We start from the raw sequence: 15584 nt of genomic DNA, 5'->3' as shown, positions 1-15584 counted from the left end.
GTCATGCGGCCTACGCTCGCCTCCCGCCGCACGTCCCGCCGCCTGGCGGCGGACGCCGGTCTGCTCGCCGTGGCGGCGGCCTTCGCGCTCCCCCTGGCCTGGGTGATCCTGTCCTCCCTGGACGCCCACGCCGACCTGCGCGTGAAGGCCCCGGACGGTATGACCCTGGACAACTTCGACGCGATCCTCACGCAGGACATCACGTTCACGCCCCTGCTCAACAGTCTGATCCTGTGCGGCGGCGGCACGCTCCTGACGGTGGTGAGCGCGACGCTCGCGGCGTACCCGCTGTCGCGTTTCCGGTCGCGGCTGAACCGGCCTTTCCTGCTGACGATCCTGTTCGCGACGAGCCTGCCGATCACGGCGATCATGGTGCCGGTGTACGCGTTGTTCGTACAGGTGAACCTGATCGACACGGTCCAGGGGACCATCTTCTTCTTCGCCGCCTCCCAACTGCCGTTCGCCATCTGGCTGATGAAGAACTTCATGGACGGCGTACCGAAGGAGCTGGAGGAGGCGGCATGGACGGACGGCGCGTCGTCCCTCCAGTCGCTGCTCCGGATCGTGCTCCCGCTGATGGGACCGGGGGTCGCGGTCGTGACCGTCTTCTCGTTCGTGATGATGTGGGGCAACTTCTTCGTCCCGTTCATGCTGCTGCTGACACCGGATCAGATGCCTGCGTCCGTGAGCATCAACGAGTTCTTCGGGAATCGGGGGATGGTTGTCTACGGGCAGCTGGCGGCGTTTTCGGTGATCTATTCGACGCCGGTGCTGGTGCTTTATGTGCTGGTGGCCAGGCGGTTGGGTGGAGGGTTTGCTTTGGGTGGGGCGGTCAAGGGGTGAGGGCGAGGCCGGGACCCGGCCGCCCGCTTCTCCGTCAACGGCGCTGCTCGTCCTGTGCCTGCTGATCGCCCCACGGCTGAGGGGACGGTTCGCGCTCGGTGGTCGGGTCCAGAGGTGTGCCGGGCCAGGCGGAGGGCAGGGCAAACGGCAGGCCATAGCTCATCCGGGGCTCTTCGGAGGGCGAGGAGAGAGCGCTGTGGGGGTAGCCCCAGCCGGTCTCGGCGCGGGCGGCCGCGGCGGCGCGGTCGGATGCGTCCGCCTCTCCGCGGGCTTCGTCCGCGCGGTCGGGAGCGTCGGCCCGGGTGAAGGCTTCGGCGGCCCGTAGCCAGCAGTCGCGGGACAGGTTCGGGGAACCGGCAGCCGTGTGGGCCCGGGCGAGGTTCTCCAGGGTCCGTCCGGTCCGGTACCAGTCCTCGAACTCCTGGTAGATCTCCAGCGCCCTGCGGTACGACTCGATCGCTCCCTCCCCCCTCCCCACCTGCATCAGCGCACTGCCCAGGTTGTTGCACGCGATGCCCTCGCGGTGGCGGTCCCCGGCGGCCCGGAACAGTTCCTGGCTGCGGGTGTGGGCGTTGATGGCCGCCTCCACCCGGCCCTCGTGCGCCAGAGCGAGGCCGAGGGTGGTCCAGGCGATCGCCTCGCGATGCCGGTCCCCAGTGGTGAGGTGATACAGCTCAAGGGCCCGGTTGAGGGCGTCGATCGCCTCCGGCGCCCGGCCCGCGTCGCGCAGGGCCGCGCCGAGACTGCTCAGCGCGATGGCCTCGCCGTGGCGGTCCCCGGCCCGCCGGTAGCGTTCACGGGCGCTGGTGAGAGCGTCGATGGCGTCCGGCACCCGGCCCGCTCCGGCCAGGGCATTGCCGAGGTTGCTCCACGCGGCGGCCTCGCTGCGGTACTCCAGCGCGCGTTCCGCGGCCTGCTGGGCCGCGCTGCTGACCACGATCAGGTCGTCGAAGTAGCGCCGCCAGTCCAGGTACACGGCCAGAAGTTCGGCCAGCGTCACCGCCGCCGCGCCGTACCGCTCCTCCTGCGCCCACTGAACGGCTGCCACCAGCCCGGCCCGCTCCTCGTCCAGCCAGGCCAGCGCGGCCGCCCGGTCGTCGAACAGCTCGGGTTCCGGCATGCCCGCCAGCCAACGCAACCGGGCATCCGCCGCCCCCGCCCAACGGCAGTAGAACCGCAGCACCCGCGCACGGGCCGCCTCCCCTTCCTCCGCCAGCAACGTGTCCCGCTTGACCACACCGATCCCGAACGCCTTCACGAGGTCGTGCAGCCGCCACCGTCCTCGCCTGGTGCCCTGCTCGATGAGATGCGCGCGAGCCAATGCGTCCAGGCTCCGGACCGGTGGTGTTTCCGCACCGGTCAGCGCGTTGATCACCTGCGGCGTCAGCTCGGGTCCGGGGGCGAGGGCGAGCAGCCCGAGCAGGCGGGTCTGCTCGGGAGGCAGCCGGCGGTAGGAGAGGTCGAGTGCGGCGCGGACACTGCGCTCGCCGTCGTCGAGGTGGTCGAGGCGATCCCGGAACTCGGCCAGTTCGGCGGTGAGTTCGGCGACCGGCTTCGTCCGGTCCAGAGCCAGCCGGGCAGCCGCGAGCTGGAGGGCGAGAGGGAGATGCCCGCAGAGGTCGGCCAGTTCCTCGGCCGCTGTGGTCTCCTGCCGGATCCGGTCGTCGTACGGATTCGCGAGCCGCAGGGCCCGGTCGAGGAGGTCGTAGGAGGATCTCGGCGTCAGCTCGTCCAACGGCAGGAGCCTGGCGCCGTATTGGGGCAGTCGTTCGCGGGACGTCACCAGGAGGCGGTGGTTCGCGCCGCCGCCGGGAAGCAGGAACCGCACCTGCTCCGACAGTCCGACGTTGTCGGCCAGGATCAGCATCGGGCCTCGCTCCCCGGCCCGCTGGGCGAGCGTCGAGCGGTACAGCGCGGCCCGGTCGTCCACTCTGGTCGGGATGTGTTGGGACGCGGTACCCAAGGCCCGCAGCAGGGCCTCCAGAGCCTGCTCCGCGCTGACCGAGTCCTCGTTGTAGTCGTATCCGTGCAGGTCGACGAAGAGCACCCCGCCGGGAAACCAGCCCCGTGCGCACGCCCTGTGCGCCGCCTCCACCGCGAGCGCCGTCTTGCCGATGCCGCCGAGCCCCGACACGGCCGTGACGAGCACCGCCTCCGGACCGCCGGACGCGGACGGCTCCAGAACGTCGAGCAGCATGCGCAGTTCATCGTCCCTGCCGGTGAACCCGCCGACCCGCATCGGCAGCGCGTCCAGCGCGGTGGGCGCCGGCCCGTGCTCGTGGTATTCGGCCTTCGCCGTGAAGGACCCCGTGAACCTACCGCCCCGGAAATCGAGATGATCCCCGTCGTACTCCTCGGCCATGGCGTCGTCCCCCGTACCGCCTGCGAACCCTCGCCTGCCCTCACAGTACGCCGCCGTCGCACACCCAACACATGCTCTGGACAGGCCACTTGGCGCTACCGTAATGGTGTGCCGGAAACAGAACCCACCGTCGTCATCCTGACCGCGCTTCCGTCGGAGTACGACGCCGTACGGGCCCACATCCCGGACGCGGAGGAGCGCGTGCACGACGAGGGGACGTACGTGGAATGGGGCCGTCTCCCCGACACCCCCTGGCACGTCGCCGTCGCCGAACTCGGTCCGGGCGCCCTGAACGCCGCCGTGCTCACCGAGCGAATCGTCAACTGGCTGCGCCCTGACGTCCTGTTGTTCGTCGGAGTGGCGGGCAGCCTGAAGAAGAAGGACATCAGGATCGGCGACGTCGTGGTGGGTACGAAGGTGTACGGCATCCACGGCGGCAAGCAGACCCCTGACGGCTTCCAGGTCCGCCCGGAGGCCTGGCACTCCTCGCACCGCCTGGAGCAGGCCGCCCGCTTCGCCCTGCGGGGCCAGGTCCACTTCAAGCCGATCGCCGTCGGCGACATCGTCCTGGCCGACGCGAAGTCGGAGATCGCCGAGCACCTCCGGAAGCACTACAACGACGCCGTCGCGATCGAGATGGAGGGCTCCGGAGTCGTCCACGCGGCGCAGCTGAGCGGCCAGTTGGACGCCCTCGTCATCCGGGGCATCAGCGACTACGCCGACGCCGGGAAGTCGAGGGCCGACGCGTCCGGGTCCCAGCCGAAGGCGGCCGACGCGGCAGCCGCGGCGGCGGTCGCGATCCTCCGCAAACACCGGCCGACCAGGGCTGCCAGGGGCGGGACCCCCGCACCGGCCGCCTCCGACGACTCCCAGGAGGGCCCCCTTCGCCCCTCCACGTACGGCGGCGACCACCTCGACTTCCGGGGCAGCACCTTCAGCGGCCCCTTCACGGCCAAGTCGGTCGACGGACGCCGGGACGACGACCGGTAGCCACGGCAGCCACGGCCCGGTCCCGGTAGCGACCGCCGCCCTGCCGCCCCGCCCCGCCGGTTTCACGGGACGAGTGGCAGATCTGGGCCGCCTGCTGCCCCACCTCGAACCCGCTCCGAACGGTACGGCCGCACCCCCGCTCCTCATCTTCGCCGTCACCGGCATGGGCGGCATCGGCAAGACGGCACTGGCCCTGGAGGCCGCTCACCAGGCGGTTTCCAAGGGCTGCTTCCCCGGTGGCACACTCTTCGTCGACCTGCGAGGCTACGACGACAACCCGGTCACCGCCGATCAGGCGGTCCTCGCCCTCCTCGACGCGCTCGGCGTACGCGGCCCGAATCTGCCACTTACTCCGGCACGCCAGTACGACGCGTACCGCCGGCTCCTCGCCGAGCGCCGGGACCGGATGCTGCTGATCCTCGACAACGCCTCGGACCCGGCCCAGTTCCTCCCCCTCCTCCCGGGCACGGACCACCACCGGGTCGTGATCACCTCCCGGGACCGCCCGGACGCGCTCCCGGTGCGCCTCATCGACCTCGAAGCGCTGGCCCCCGCCGAGTCCGTCGCCCTCATCACCCGCGCCCTCCACGACGCCGACGAACGCGATGACCGCCCGGCCCGCGAGTCGGATGCGCTAAGTGAACTCGCCGCCCTCTGCTGCCATTTGCCCCTCGCTCTCCAGATCGCGGCGGCGATGCTGCGCAGGCGCCGCCATCGCGGCATCGGCTCACTGGTGACCGAGATCAAGGAGGCGGAGGACCCGACGGCGGCGTTCGACCGCAGCAACCTGGGGACAGACCAGTACGGCCGCTCCCTCGCCCTCCGCCCGGTCCTGGACGCCTCCTACCGCCGCCTACCGGCCGACCAGGCCCGGATGCTGCGCCTGCTCGCCCTCGCCCCGGCTCCGGAGATCGGCACGGACGCGGTGGCGGCCCTGACCGACCTCGATGCCGACTCCGCCCTGGATCTCCTGGAGGAACTGGCGGCAACTCATCTGGTTACTGCGGTTCCTGGTGTGGGTGGTCCGGGTTCCGTTCCGCGGTGGCGGTTGCATGACTTGGTGTGCGCGTATGGGGCCGGCGTGGTGGCTGGGGAGCCGGGGCTGGTGGAGGAGGGGGCGGCCGCTCGGGGGCGGGTGCTGGAGTTCTACTGGCGGTGGGCGGATGCGGCTGATGACTGGTTGCGATGGTTGCCGGATGGGCCGGGGCCGGAGCTGTTCGCAGGGCGGGGGGAGGCTTTGGCGTGGCTGGACGGGGAGCGCGCGGGGTTGGTGGCGGCGGTGCAGTGGGCGGAGGAGGAGCGGTACGCGGGTGCTGCGGTGGGGCTGGCCATGTGTCTGGGTGTGTATCTGGAGTGGCGACGGTACTTCGATGACTGGGTCGCCGTCGCTCGGGCCGCCTGTGAGGCGGCCCGCCGTGGGGAGGACCCCGACGCCGAGGGAGTGGCGTTGCTCAGCCTCGGCAGCGCCCTGCAGAACGCGGGGCAGTTGGAGGAAGCGATCGGCGCCCACACCCGGGCCCGCGACCTGTACCAGGCGGCCGGGAATCGCCACCGCGAGGGCGTGGCGTGGGCCTACCTCGGCATCGGCCTGGCGAGAGGGGGGCAGGTGGAGGAGGCGATCGGCGCCCACACCCGGGCCCGCGACCTGTACCAGGCGGCTGGGGATCGCCAGGGCGAGGGCGTGGCGTGGGACAACCTCGGTGTCGCCCTGCGGGACGCAGGGCGGGCGGGGGAGGCAATCGACGCCCACAACCGCGCCCGCGACTTGCTTCAGGCCGTGGGGGACCGCCACCGCGAGGGCCTGTCGTGGAACTCCCTCGGCAGCACCCTGCGGAAGGCGGGCCGGGTGGAAGAGGCGATCAAGGCATACAGCAAGGGCCTGACGATCTGTCGGGAATTCGAGGACTGGTACGGGGCGGGCCAGATCGTCGGCAACCTCGCCCTCGCCCACCAGGCCGCCTACCGCCCCGCCGAGGCCCGCGCCGCCTGGCTCCAGTCCGCCGACGCCTTCACGCAAGCCGGCGCCACCGAAGAAGCCGCCGAGGCCCGCGCCCGGGCGCAAGAAACACAAACCGCAGAAGCCCAGGACCAGCCGTAGGCCCCGCACCTCACCCCCGCCCGAGTGGCACACCCACCCCCTGAGTCCAAAGGCACAGCACCGCCCGTCACTGCCGCATCCTCGGGTCCTGGGTGGGGTCGGCATACATGCGCGGGCAGCCGCGGTCGGGCGCAGGGGTGCGCAGTTCGTAGTGCCAGGGTTCGTTGCGGTAGATCCGGCACAGGCCGTACTCGGCACCGTGTTCGGACAGCCATGCCGTGGCGTCGGAGTGTCCGATGTCGATCGCGTCCCCCGACACATGAGGGGACGTGTCCGCGGTGGCCACCCATCGGGCGGCTTCGTCTTCCGAGCCGTACTTCGAGACCGCCTCACGAAGAAGCTGGGTCTGGCGCTCCGGGGAACGCCAGCCGCTGTTGACGTAGAACGTGACGCCGTCGCCCTCGGCGGCCTTCGCCGCTGTGCGAAGGGCCTGGAGCAGCTCCGGGTCGAGGTTGGTCAAGGCGGGATAGCCGTCGTCGAAGACCGTGACGCCCTCGGGCACGGCGCCGCCGGCCTCGCCGAGCGCACCCGGGTGCTCAGTGCGCGGAGCGTTCGGGACAAGCGCGGCCGAGGAGGACGGCGGGTCGGCCGAGAAGGAGGACGCGGCATTCTGCGACTCGTAGCCGAGGGCTGCCGCGATCGCCGCTACGACGGCTGCCAGGCCGACGGCGAGGAGCCGGTGAATCCGGCGGGACGCGGTTCGCGCTGATGGCGGGTTTCGGGTCATGTCGCCAGTCAAGGCAGCGTGGTGTTGCCGGTGCGTCTGCGGTTTTCGGTATACCGACGATATGTGGCGACTCGTAGCATCGGGACCATGCGTGTGCTGATTGTCGAGGACGAGCCCTTTCTGGCAGAGGCCATCCGCGACGGCCTGCGCCTGGAAGCGATCGCGGTCGACCTCGCCGGTGACGGCGACACCGCTCTGGAACTGCTGAGCATCAACGCCTACGACATCGCCGTCCTCGACCGCGACATCCCCGGCCCTTCCGGTGACGAGGTCGCCAAACGCATCGTCGCCTCCGGCAGTGGCATGCCGATCCTCATGCTCACCGCGGCCGACCACCTGGACGACAAGGCCTCCGGGTTCGGACTCGGGGCCGACGACTACCTCACGAAACCCTTCGAACTGCGAGAACTCGCGCTCAGGCTCAGAGCACTCGACCGAAGGCGTGCCCACAACAGGCCACCGGTGCAGGAGATCGCGGGGCTGCGGCTGGATCCGTTCCGCAGAGAGGTCTTCCGGGACGACCGCTATGTCGCGCTGACACGGAAGCAGTTCGCCGTGCTCGAAGTCCTCGTCGCCGCCGAGGGCGGGGTCGTCAGCGCCGAAGAGCTACTGGAACGGGCGTGGGACGAGAACGCCGACCCGTTCACCAACGCCGTGCGCATCACCGTCTCGGCACTGCGCAAGCGTCTCGGCGAACCCTGGATCATCGCCACGGTGCCAGGCGTCGGCTACCGCATCGACACGCAACCAGAGGCCGGAACCGAGGGAGGAGACCGTGGATAGGGAGCCCGGGTTGAGCGTTCGCCTCAAACTCACGCTCAGCTACGCCGGATTCCTCATGATCGCCGGTGTTCTGCTGCTCACGGCGGTGTGGGTGTTCCTCCTGCGCTACGTCCCCAACCGAGCGACGCTCATCAGCCGCGACGACAACTCCACGCACAGTGTTTTTCCCGTCCGGTCCGCCCTCCTGGACGTTTTCGCTCCGAGAGCGGCCGCCGTACTGGCGTTCCTGCTGGTGTTCGGCCTCGTGGGAGGGTGGATCCTGGCCGGCCGGATGCTCGCCCCGCTGACCCGGATCACCCACGCCACACGCACCGCCGCCAACGGATCGCTCTCCCACCGGATCCGACTGCCGGGCCGCAAGGACGAGTTCCGCGAACTCGCCGACGCCTTCGACGCGATGCTCGTACGGCTCGAAGCGCATGTCGCCGAGCAGCGGAGATTCGCAGCCAACGCCTCGCACGAGTTGCGCACCCCGCTGGCGGTCTCGAAGGCACTGCTCGACATGGCCCGCGCCGATCCGACCCACGACACCGGCGAAGTCATCGACCGCCTCCACACCGTCAACACCCGCGCGATCGGCCTCGTCGAAGCGCTGCTCCTGCTCAGCCGCGCCGACCAGCGGTCGTTCACCCGAGAACAGGTCGACCTGTCCCTGCTGGCGGAAGAGGCCACCGAAACGCTCCTCCCCCTCGCCGAGAAGCGTGGCGTCACCCTCGAAACCTCCGGCGGCATCACCCCCACGATCGGATCGCAGGCGCTTCTGCTGCAGCTGACCACGAACCTCGTGCACAACGCGATCGTCCACAACCTGCCCGAACAGGGCACCGTCCGGGTGCATACCGGCGTCCGCCCCGCGGCGGTGGTGCTCACTGTCGAAAACACCGGCGAGAAGCTCACCCCCCAGCTGGTGTCGACCCTCACCGAACCGTTCAGGCGTGGCACCGAGCGCATCCACGCCGACCAGGCAGGCGTCGGCCTCGGCCTGGCCATCGTAAAAACCATCACCCAGGCACACGACGGCACGCTCACCCTCGCCCCGCGCCCCGCCGGCGGGATCCGCGTCACCGTGGAACTGCCCACGAGCCCCGAACCCTCCTAGCAGGCACCGTCGCTACGCCGCTTCGGCCGTGGCGTGCCACCAGGGGCGCGATGCCAGTGCGGCCAGCCCGGCGCCGACGGTGTTGAGCAGTACGTCGTCCACCGAGGACACCCGGTCCAGCCGCAGGACGTACTGCGCGGTCTCGACCAGGACCGAGCAGCCCGCCGCGAGCGCCAGGACCCGGGGCATCGACGCCAGCGACGCGTACCGCAGCGGAACGAGGAACCCCAGCGCCGCGAAGACCAGCAGGTTGCCGACGACCTGGCCCGTGTCCATCGTGTGCAGGTCGCGCAGCGGTACCAGGCTCACGACGGCGCCGGACTCGTCGCCCGGCAGCAGGATGATCCAGACCCACGGCATCGTCCCGTAGACGATGCCGACCTCGGCCACCGACCTCCGCCACGGCGACGTGACGCCGCCGGCCCTGCGACGGCGCGCCAGAACCCACACGGCCAGTGCGGCCGGCGGCAGTGCGAGCACCGTGATGAGCGCCACCCCGTTGAACGTGCAGAACCAGACGTACCACCCCGGCCTGTGCAGCGGCATGGCCAGCATCCTCAGTGGCGTGTCGAGCGGGCCGAACGCGGCGATCGCCGCACTGAGGATCGCCAGAGCGACGAGCACGATCCTGCGCGTACGACGGGCCGGGGCTGACAGTGATGCGCTGTGATCCATGCCTGCATTGAAGGCGGAAGGCCGTATCGCGGGCGTATCCGGTTTGCGATACGCCCGCCATACACGCAATCGCCGCAAGCCGCGCCAACCTGCTTCTGCGCGAGCCGGTCCATGGACCGCTTCGCCTCCTCGCCCTCCAGGAAGCGGACCACCCGCCCCCGGATCTCCGCACGGTCGTAAGGGTTCTCGGGGTCGTGGTGCGAGAGCGAAACGTTCGGATTGCGCCGGAGGTTCTCCTCCTTCACGCGGCCGATCGACGTGTTGACCATGACGTACTCACCTTCGATGTCCGCCCACATGGGCGAGACCTGGGGCGCGCCGTCGGGGCCGACCGTGGCGAGGTGCCAGAAGTTCGGGGCCGGTAGCCGTGCGCGAATATGCCCCTCTACCTTGCCATTCACCGCGTCCTCGCTTTCCGGCCGCCCGCTCGGGCCGCACGCGCGTCATGCTGGGCGCCGCGCCCCGCGTATCGCCGGACGATCTTCGGCCACACGCGCCCCGCCCCAACCCCCGGCCGAAACCGTATGTTCCTACAATCCGTGATTGTGGCCGAACAGACCGTAGTCATCGCAGCCCCGCGCCCATAGCTTGTGCGCGTGCACCGACCGAAAGCCCAGCAGCCCACCCCGCCCTTCAACGCTCCGGCCGCGCGCAAACTGAGGGCGGCGCTCGGCATGGGGCCCGAGCATGTCGCGTACGGGATGCGCGCCTCGTACGGGATGCCGTACGTCACGCCCGATCTCGTCACCGCGTGGGAGCGCGGCACCATGACGCCGAGCAGCCCCGAACTGACCGCGCTCGCGGGCGTGTTGTGGTGTGCGCCGGGCGAACTCATCGGCGCGCCGCGGACCTTGCGCGAGCACCGGATCTCGCGCGGCCTCGCCCCGGAGGACGTCGCCCGTACCGTCGGCCTCGAACTCCTCGCCTACCAGCGGATGGAGGAGACCGACGAGTGGCGCGGCAACGAGCGGCAGTCGGCCGCCCTCGCCGACGTACTGGAGCTCTCGCTGCCCGACTTCATCACGGTCACCGGCCGCGACGACAAGCTCGCCGAGCTGCTGCGCAGCGCGATGACGACACGCTGGCAGGCGTACGTCAAACCGGTCGCGAAGATGGTGCCCCTGGACCGGCGGCTCCTGGAGGCCGCCCTCCTGGAGATGCACACGGAGTACCACGGGCTGATGGTGGCCACCCTCAGCTGGGGCGGAGGCTCGGCCGCCGCCGACTCCAGCGACTCGGGACGCGACTTCCTGGACCAGGTCGTCGACCACTTCTGGTCGATGATCCAGAGGAACACGTACTGAGCAAACGCATCGACCGGCCCGTTGACCAGTGACCAGCAACCGGTGACTGGTGACTAGAAAACCGACTCCGCCTCGTCCATCCGGTCCTTCGGCACCGTCTTCAGCTCCGTGACCGCCTCCGCGAGCGGCGCCATCACGATGTCGGTGCCGCGCAGCGCGGTCATGCGGCCGAAGTCGCCGCGGTGCGCGGCCTCCACCGCGTGCCAGCCGAAGCGGGTGGCCAGCACACGGTCGTACGCGGTCGGCGTGCCGCCGCGCTGGACGTGGCCGAGGATGACCGGCTTCGCCTCCTTGCCGAGGCGGCGCTCCAGCTCGTACGCGAGGGCCGTGCCGATGCCCTGGAAGCGCTCGTGGCCGAACTGGTCGATGTCACCCTTGCCGTAGTCCATGGTGCCCTCGATGGGGTGGGCGCCCTCGGCCACGCAGATGACGGCGAACTTCTTGCCGCGGGCGAAGCGCTCCTCGACCATCGCGACCAGGTCGGCGGGGTCGAAGGGGCGCTCGGGCAGGCAGATGCCGTGGGCGCCGCCGGCCATGCCGGACTCCAGGGCGATCCAGCCGGCGTGCCGGCCCATGACCTCGACGACCATCACGCGCTGGTGGGACTCGGCGGTGGTCTTGAGACGGTCCATGGCCTCCGTGGCCACGCCGACCGCCGTGTCGAAGCCGAAGGTGCGGTCCGTCGCGGAGATGTCGTTGTCGATCGTCTTCGGGACGCCGACGACGGGAAGGCCCGCGTCCGAGAGCATGCGGGCCGCGGTCAGCGTGCCCTCGCCGCCGATCGGGATCAGCGCGTCGATGCCGAACTCGCGGGCGATGTCGGGCGCGTTCTCGCAGGCCTCGCGCAGCCGGGTGCGTTCCAGGCGGGAGGAGCCGAGGATGGTGCCGCCGCGGGCCAGGATGCCGCTGACCGCGTTGAGGTCGAGGGAGCGGTAGCGGCCGTCGAGCAGACCGCCGAAGCCGTCCTCGAAGCCGATGACCTCGTCCTCGAAATGGTCGACCGCCCGGTGCACGACCGACCGGATCACTGCGTTCAGGCCGGGGCAGTCGCCGCCTGCGGTGAGAACTCCGATACGCATCGCGCTGTGTCTCCTGCTCGCTGCTGGTTCGTATGAGCCGGTCCGATTGTTTCACGGCACGGGGAGCGCCGCCGCTTCCACCCGCCCGACCCCCTCCCACCTGCTGACGGGCGCCTTATCCAGCCCCGGAGGTATTGTCAAGAGGATTCTCGTCACCCCGGCGGGCGAGTTCCGGGCCACCAGGAACGACAGAGAATCCGGGCGACGAAGAAGACGACAAAGACGAAGACGAGGAAACGGAGAGCACGCGTGACGCGCAGCGTGTACGTGACCGGGATCGACCGCGGCGACGGCCGTCAGGTCGTCGAGCTGGGAGTCATGGAACTCCTGACCCGACAGGTCGACCGGGTGGGGGTGTTTCGCCCGCTCGTCCACGACGGCCCGGACCGGCTCTTCGAGCTGCTGCGCGCCCGCTACCGGCTGGCGCAGGACCCGGCGACGGTGTACGGCATGGACTACCACGAGGCGTCCGCCCTCCAGGCCGAGCAGGGCACGGACGAGCTGGTCTCCACCCTCGTCGAGCGGTTCCACCGGGTCGCGGACGACTACGACGTCGTCCTCGTCCTCGGTACGGACTTCGCCGCCACCCAGCTGCCGGACGAGCTGGCCCTCAACGCCCGGCTGGCGAACGAGTTCGGCGCCTCCGTCATCCCGGTGGTGGGCGGCCGCGGCCAGACCTCGGAATCGGTGCGCGCCGAGACCCGCAACGCCTACCGCGCCTACGACGGGCTCGGCTGCGACGTGCTCGCCATGGTCGTGAACCGGGTGGCCCGCGAGGACCGCGCCGAGATCCACCAGCGGCTCGACTCCCGCCTGCCGGTGCCCTGTTACGTGCTGCCGGACGAGCCCGCGCTCTCCGCGCCGACGGTCTCGCAGATCACCCACGCCCTCGGCGCGAAGGTACTGCTCGGCGACGACGCGGGCCTGGCCCGTGACGCGCTCGACTTCGTCTTCGGCGGTGCGATGCTGCCGAACTTCCTGACCGCGCTGACCCCCGGCTGCCTGGTGGTGACCCCTGGCGACCGCGCCGACCTGGTGGTGGGCGCGCTGGCCGCGCACAGCGCCGGCACTCCCCCGATAGCCGGCGTGCTGCTCACGCTCGACGAGCGGCCCACGGACGAGGTCCTCACCCTCGCGGCGCGCCTCGCGCCCGGCACCCCGGTGCTCTCGGTCCCCGGCACCAGCTTCCCCACCGCGGCCGAACTCTTCGCCCTGGAAGGCAAGTTGAACGCGGCCACGCCCCGCAAGGCGGAGACCGCGCTCGGCCTCTTCGAGCGGTGCGTCGACACGGGCGACCTGCTGAAGCGGGTGTCCGCCCCCAACAGCGACCGCCTGACCCCGATGATGTTCGAGCACAAGCTCCTGGAGCAGGCCCGCACCGACAAGCGCCGCGTCGTGCTGCCCGAGGGCACCGAGGCCCGCGTGCTGCACGCCGCCGAGGTGCTGCTGCGCCGGGGCGTCTGCGAGCTGACGCTGCTCGGTCCTGTCGACCAGATCCGCAAGAAGGCCGCCGACCTCGGCATCGACCTCGTCGGCTGCCAGTTGATCGACCCGGCCACCTCCGAGCTGCGCGACCGGTTCGCCGAGAAGTACGCACAGCTGCGGGCTCACAAGGGTGTGACCGTGGAACTCGCCCATGACGTCGTCGCGGACGTCAACTACTTCGGCACCCTCATGGTCCAGGAGGGCCTGGCCGACGGGATGGTCTCCGGGTCCGTGCACTCCACGGCCGCCACCATCCGGCCCGCCTTCGAGATCATCAAGACCAAGCCGGACACGAAGATCGTGTCGTCCGTCTTCTTCATGTGCCTCGCCGACAAGGTCCTCGTCTACGGCGACTGCGCCGTGAACCCCGACCCGAACGCCGAGCAGCTCTGCGACATCGCCATCCAGTCGGCCGCCACCGCCCGGCAGTTCGGCGTCGAGCCGCGGATCGCGATGCTGTCGTACTCGACGGGAACCTCCGGCACGGGCGCGGACGTCGACAAGGTGCGGGAGGCGACCGATCTCGTACGACTGCGCCGTGACGACCTGAAGATCGAGGGGCCGATCCAGTACGACGCCGCGGTCGAACCGTCCGTCGCGGCGACCAAGCTGCCGGAGTCGGACGTCGCCGGGCAGGCCTCCGTGCTGATCTTCCCGGACCTCAACACCGGCAACAACACCTACAAGGCCGTGCAGCGCTCGGCCGGCGCGATCGCCGTCGGCCCGGTCCTGCAGGGCCTGCGCAAGCCCGTCAACGACCTGTCCCGCGGCGCCCTCGTCCAGGACATCGTCAACACCGTCGCCATCACGGCGATCCAGGCCCAGACCTCCGACCAGAAGGCTTTCCAGCAGTGACCGCGTCCCGCGTCCTCGTTCTCAACTCCGGCTCGTCGTCGGTGAAGTACCAGCTGCTCGACATGCGCGACAGCAGCCGGCTCGCCGTGGGCCTCGTCGAGCGGATCGGCGAGGAGACCTCACGGCTCAGGCACACGCCCCTGCTCGGGGGCGGGGCGCGCGAGACGACCGGCCCCGTCGCCGACCACGAGGCCGCCCTGAAGGCCGTCGCCGAGGAGCTGGCCAGGGACGGGCTCGGCCTGGACTCCCCCGAGCTCGCCGCGATCGGCCACCGGGTGGTGCACGGCGGCCTGGCCTTCACCGAGCCGACGGTCATCGACGACGCCGTACTCGCCGAGATCGAGCGCCTGATCCCGGTGGCGCCACTGCACAACCCGGCGAACCTGACCGGCATCCGTACGGCTCAGGCGCTGCGCCCGGACCTCCCCCAGGTGGCCGTCTTCGACACCGCGTTCCACACGACGATGCCGGAGTCGGCGGCGCGCTACGCGATCGACGTGGAGACGGCGGACGCCCACCGCATCCGGCGCTACGGCTTCCACGGCACCTCCCACGCGTATGTGTCCCGCGAGACGGCGAAGCTGCTGGGCAGGGCGCCCGAGGACGTGAACGTCATCGTGCTGCACCTCGGCAACGGGGCGTCCGCGTCCGCCGTACGGGGCGGGAGGTGCGTGGACACCTCCATGGGGCTGACGCCCTTGGAGGGGCTCGTGATGGGTACGCGCTCCGGTGACATGGACCCGGCCGTCATCTTCCATTTGGAGCGCGTTGGCGGGATGTCCACGGACGAGATCGACACTCTTCTCAACAAGAGGAGCGGCCTGATCGGTCTGTGCGGCGACAACGACATGCGGGAGATCCGCCGCCGTGTCGACGAGGGCGACGAGCGGGCGCGGCTCGCCTTCGACATCTACATCCACCGCCTGAAGAAGTACATCGGCGCCTACTACGCGGTGCTCGGCCGCGTGGACGCGGTCGCCTTCACCGCCGGAGTCGGCGAGAACGCCGCCCCGGTGCGCGAGGCCGCGGTCGCCGGTCTGGAGGAGCTGGGCCTGACGGTCGACGGAGACCTGAACGCGGCACGAGGCGACGGGCCTAGGCTCATCTCGCCCGAGTACGCGCGGGTCGCGGTGGCCGTGGTGCCGACCGACGAGGAACTGGAGATCGCCACGCAGACGTACGCACTCGTGGGCGCGTCCCACGACCTCACCTGAGCGGCATCCCGCCCTTTTGTATCTTCCGCCAGACGGAATATTCCGCAGCGAAACAAACCGATAGGATCGC

The 15584-nt window shown here is 70.5% G+C and carries 13 protein-coding genes; 8 read left to right on the top strand and 5 right to left on the bottom strand.

What is annotated here, in order from left to right:
- Positions 1 to 3: 3 nt before the first annotated feature.
- On the top strand, positions 4 to 843 hold the full coding sequence (locus tag ACN6LB_RS05840) for a carbohydrate ABC transporter permease (protein ID WP_356142424.1): 840 nt from the start codon (positions 4 to 6) through the stop codon (positions 841 to 843).
- A 34-nt stretch (positions 844 to 877) separates the two neighbouring features.
- On the opposite strand, the gene ACN6LB_RS05835 is transcribed toward ACN6LB_RS05840, so the two are convergent.
- Positions 878 to 3205 carry a tetratricopeptide repeat protein gene (locus tag ACN6LB_RS05835; RefSeq protein WP_445024831.1) on the bottom strand — a complete coding sequence of 776 codons (2328 nt, stop codon included), beginning with the start codon at positions 3203 to 3205 and terminating at the stop codon, positions 878 to 880.
- A 108-nt stretch (positions 3206 to 3313) separates the two neighbouring features.
- On the opposite strand from ACN6LB_RS05835, the gene ACN6LB_RS05830 reads away from it, so the two are divergent.
- Both ACN6LB_RS05830 and ACN6LB_RS05825 read left to right on the top strand, forming a co-directional pair.
- On the top strand, positions 3314 to 4195 hold the full coding sequence (locus ACN6LB_RS05830) for a 5'-methylthioadenosine/S-adenosylhomocysteine nucleosidase family protein (RefSeq protein WP_445024830.1): 882 nt from the start codon (positions 3314 to 3316) through the stop codon (positions 4193 to 4195).
- Between the two features lie 163 nt (positions 4196 to 4358).
- Entirely contained in the window at positions 4359 to 6293 is a 1935-nt protein-coding gene (locus tag ACN6LB_RS05825; RefSeq protein ID WP_445024850.1) for a tetratricopeptide repeat protein, read from the top strand.
- 67 nt (positions 6294 to 6360) lie between these two features.
- On the opposite strand, the gene ACN6LB_RS05820 is transcribed toward ACN6LB_RS05825, so the two are convergent.
- Positions 6361 to 7020, bottom strand: coding sequence for a M15 family metallopeptidase (locus ACN6LB_RS05820; protein WP_445024829.1), 660 nt, complete (start codon positions 7018 to 7020; stop codon positions 6361 to 6363).
- Positions 7021 to 7107: 87 nt separating this feature from the next.
- Here ACN6LB_RS05820 and ACN6LB_RS05815 point away from each other — a divergent pair, with 87 nt between their 5' ends.
- Complete coding sequence (locus ACN6LB_RS05815; RefSeq protein ID WP_445024828.1) at positions 7108 to 7803, top strand: response regulator transcription factor; 696 nt, start codon at positions 7108 to 7110, stop codon at positions 7801 to 7803.
- Positions 7796 to 8902 (top strand): sensor histidine kinase, encoded by a 1107-nt coding sequence (locus tag ACN6LB_RS05810; RefSeq protein ID WP_445024827.1) that lies wholly within the window; start codon positions 7796 to 7798, stop codon positions 8900 to 8902. Before ACN6LB_RS05815 ends, ACN6LB_RS05810 begins: the two co-directional genes overlap by 8 nt.
- Before the next feature lie 12 nt (positions 8903 to 8914).
- Here ACN6LB_RS05810 and ACN6LB_RS05805 read toward each other — a convergent pair whose 3' ends face one another.
- Together ACN6LB_RS05805 and ACN6LB_RS05800 are read right to left on the bottom strand one after the other, a co-directional pair.
- A complete protein-coding gene (locus ACN6LB_RS05805; protein ID WP_445024826.1) occupies positions 8915 to 9577 on the bottom strand; it encodes a VanZ family protein in 663 nt (220 codons plus the stop codon).
- Positions 9460 to 9978 carry a PPOX class F420-dependent oxidoreductase gene (locus tag ACN6LB_RS05800; protein ID WP_445024825.1) on the bottom strand — a complete coding sequence of 173 codons (519 nt, stop codon included), beginning with the start codon at positions 9976 to 9978 and terminating at the stop codon, positions 9460 to 9462. Before ACN6LB_RS05800 ends, ACN6LB_RS05805 begins: the two co-directional genes overlap by 118 nt.
- A gap of 273 nt (positions 9979 to 10251) precedes the next feature.
- Here ACN6LB_RS05800 and ACN6LB_RS05795 point away from each other — a divergent pair, with 273 nt between their 5' ends.
- Entirely contained in the window at positions 10252 to 10881 is a 630-nt protein-coding gene (locus tag ACN6LB_RS05795) for an XRE family transcriptional regulator (protein WP_445024849.1), read from the top strand.
- A 53-nt stretch (positions 10882 to 10934) separates the two neighbouring features.
- Here ACN6LB_RS05795 and ACN6LB_RS05790 read toward each other — a convergent pair whose 3' ends face one another.
- The gene (locus tag ACN6LB_RS05790) at positions 10935 to 11960 is read right to left on the bottom strand and encodes an ATP-dependent 6-phosphofructokinase (protein ID WP_356142410.1); all 1026 of its coding nucleotides are present in this window, start codon (positions 11958 to 11960) and stop codon (positions 10935 to 10937) included.
- A 249-nt stretch (positions 11961 to 12209) separates the two neighbouring features.
- Between ACN6LB_RS05790 and pta the strand changes: the two genes are divergently transcribed.
- The gene (pta, locus tag ACN6LB_RS05785; protein ID WP_445024824.1) at positions 12210 to 14300 is read left to right on the top strand and encodes a phosphate acetyltransferase; all 2091 of its coding nucleotides are present in this window, start codon (positions 12210 to 12212) and stop codon (positions 14298 to 14300) included.
- Positions 14297 to 15514 (top strand): acetate kinase, encoded by a 1218-nt coding sequence (locus ACN6LB_RS05780; RefSeq protein WP_445024823.1) that lies wholly within the window; start codon positions 14297 to 14299, stop codon positions 15512 to 15514. The genes pta and ACN6LB_RS05780 overlap by 4 nt, the downstream gene beginning before the upstream one ends.
- Positions 15515 to 15584: the final 70 nt, after the last annotated feature.

Source organism: Streptomyces sp. SAS_270 (assembly GCF_052543295.1).
Note: the sequence above shows the minus strand (reverse complement) of the source record. Positions and strands in the feature narration are given on the sequence as shown.